Genomic DNA, 2,428 nt, shown 5'->3' on the forward strand with positions numbered 1-2,428 from the left:
ACGTAATCAGCAAGCGATATACGCAGCGAATTGAGCGGCATAACCTGAATCTGAGGCGGCACCTGGCACGGCTGGGACGGAAGTCGCTGTCGTTCTCAAAATCGGTGGAACTGCATGACAAAGTCATCGGGCATTATCTGAACATAAAACACTATCAATAAGTTGGAGTCATTACCCACGGAAACAGACAACGCCTGGTTGTACTCGCTGTCACACCAGACCAGTGACTTCGGCGAATCAGAATGGATTCATTTTACCGGTAGCGGATATCTGTTACGTACCGATGCGTGGTCATACCCGGTTCTGCAACTTAAACGTCTGGGCCTGTCAAAAACATTCCGTCGTCTGGTTGTCACACTCATCCGGCGTTATGGCGTCAGTCTCATTCACCTGGATGCCAGCGCTGAATGCCTGCCGGGTTTACCCACCTTCAACTGGTAACCTGGACAAAAGACACAGTATGGAATCATTAACCACAGAAACGGCGCTGGATATTCTGATTGCGTGGCTACAGAACAATATCGACTGCGAATCCGGAATTATCTTCGACAACGATGAGGATAAAATGGATTCGGCAGCACTGCTGCCCTGCATTGAACAGGCCAGGGAAGATATCCATACCCTGCGCCAACTGCAGCTTCTGCAACAGAACCGGTGAGTCTTACTCACCAGACTTCATTCCACTGACGCCAGCCTGAACAGGGCTGGCGTTTTCATTTATCTGCAAAAAGGAATATCGATTATGTCTGATATCACAGCCTCCCGTCCGGAAGTTGTCAACGGGCATACGGACGTTATCTGCTCAACCAGTATCCGCCACATTCTGGCTGTACGAAAGAGTTCACTGCTGCAAATCGACACACTTATCCGGCAACTGGCTGAAATCTCAGCAATGACAGAAAGTATTGGCGGTAAAACCGCACTGGACTGGGCGATGAAACAGGATTTTCGCTGTGGCTGCTGGCTCATGGAGAAACCTGAAACGGCAATGAAAGCCATCACACACAATCTTGATCGCGAACTCTGGCGTGATCTGATGCAACGTTCCGGGATGCTGTCATTAATGGATGCGCAGGCCCGTGATACATGGTACCGGTCACTGGAGTACGATAATTTTCCGGAAATCAGTGAAGCGAACATTCTGAGCACATTTGAACAACTGCACCAGAATAAGGATGAGGTGTTTGAGCGAGGGGTGATCAACGTCTTCAGAGGGCTGAGCTGGAATTACAAAACCAATTGCCCCTGCAAATTTAGCAGTAAAATTATCGTCAACAACCTGGTGAGGTGGGACCGGTGGGGGTTTCATCTTATCACCGGGCAACAGGCCGATCGACTTGCCGACCTGGAAAGAATGCTGCATCTGTTCAGCGGCAAACCGATCCCCGACAACCGGGAAAACATCACTATTCGTCTGGATGATCACATTCAGTCTGTTCAGGGTAAAGAGAGCTATGAAGATGAGATGTTCAGCATCAGATACTTTAAGAAGGGCTCCGCGCACATCACGTTCAGAAAACCGGAACTGGTTGATCGGCTAAATGACATCATTGCGAAGCATTATCCGGGGCAACTATCAGCCATCTGAGTCAGATGGAGAAAAAGCTTACCTGACCCATTACCTGACCCAATTCAAAGGCAAAAGAAAAAGGGTTAGCTGGTTTATTAGCTAACCCTTTGTTGTATATGGTGGCCCCTGCTGGACTTGAACCAGCGACCAAGCGATTATGAGTCGCCTGCTCTAACCACTGAGCTAAAGGGCCTTGAGTATGCAATAACAATACTTATAAACCACGCAATAAACATGATGATCTTATGATGTAAATAACAGATTTTTATGCGTTCTCATTCATCCTGGGTCGTCATTACCTGCGACATAAAACCCGACACCGCTTCCATTCACAAAGTCGATACTCTCAGTCAACAAGCAAATGCTAATACTTAGCACTATTTATAGTTACCATCGATTCAATGATAGTTTGTAATGATTTTGTATCTAATAATATAACTTTATTACATTAGCTGAAGAGTTTTCGCATCATTATGATATCTGTTACTTTTCACCCCATAAAAATAAACTTCATATAGCAATATATTCTTTCATAGATCTTATTCTGCTAATCATTAGTTTCGTATGAGCGATTTTTGACAGTTGCCTCTCCAGACCACATCGATAATTAAAAAAACAGATTTAAGCATTATCCTTTTCCATATAAATATTGGATAAAAGTAGGACATCTGTTTGCAATTACTTTCACAACAATTAAACATTTTTATGTTTCCGTATACACCATATTACTCTACCATTAGAGGAACTTTATTATGTTTTCTATAAAACCAGGACCAAGAAATTTACCTATCGACAACCCCACATTGTTATCATGGAACATTACTGACGGGGATCTAAATTCCAAATTAAATACATTAG

4 protein-coding genes, 1 tRNA gene and 1 pseudogene are annotated in these 2,428 nt (G+C 44.3%); 5 read left to right on the forward strand and 1 reads right to left on the reverse strand.

Annotation, left to right across the window (positions count from 1 at the left end; translation table 11 throughout):
• From HEN33_RS24650 to HEN33_RS24665, 4 genes and pseudogenes are all read left to right on the forward strand, one after another.
• Positions 1-161: IS1 family transposase (locus HEN33_RS24650; RefSeq protein WP_024237312.1), on the forward strand; the 161-nt coding region annotated here is incomplete at its 5' end.
• 16 nt (positions 162-177) lie between these two features.
• Positions 178-441 (forward strand): annotated as a pseudogene (locus HEN33_RS24655) (DUF5983 family protein); the annotation flags it as partial.
• A 19-nt stretch (positions 442-460) separates the two neighbouring features.
• A complete protein-coding gene (locus HEN33_RS24660) occupies positions 461-658 on the forward strand; it encodes a DUF957 domain-containing protein (RefSeq protein WP_000445281.1) in 198 nt (65 codons plus the stop codon).
• Positions 659-742: 84 nt separating this feature from the next.
• Positions 743-1,588: a DUF4942 domain-containing protein gene (locus tag HEN33_RS24665; RefSeq protein ID WP_001280427.1), complete on the forward strand. Its 846-nt coding sequence runs from the start codon at positions 743-745 to the stop codon at positions 1,586-1,588.
• A 99-nt stretch (positions 1,589-1,687) separates the two neighbouring features.
• Here HEN33_RS24665 and HEN33_RS24670 read toward each other — a convergent pair.
• Positions 1,688-1,763 (reverse strand) — tRNA-Ile (locus HEN33_RS24670).
• Positions 1,764-2,322: 559 nt separating this feature from the next.
• Here HEN33_RS24670 and HEN33_RS27195 point away from each other — a divergent pair.
• On the forward strand, positions 2,323-2,428 hold a 106-nt coding region (locus HEN33_RS27195), incomplete at its 3' end, for a hypothetical protein (RefSeq protein WP_371415975.1).

Source organism: Escherichia sp. 94.0001 (assembly GCF_013369155.2).
Classification (GTDB): Bacteria; Pseudomonadota; Gammaproteobacteria; order Enterobacterales; family Enterobacteriaceae; genus Escherichia; species Escherichia coli_F.

Excerpts from the sequence above, each read along its gene's own strand:
- HEN33_RS24660 (WP_000445281.1), top strand. The coding sequence starts at position 461 with ATGGAATCATTAACCACAGAAACGGCGCTGGATATTCTGATTGCGTGG.
- HEN33_RS24665 (WP_001280427.1), top strand. The coding sequence starts at position 743 with ATGTCTGATATCACAGCCTCCCGTCCGGAAGTTGTCAACGGGCATACG.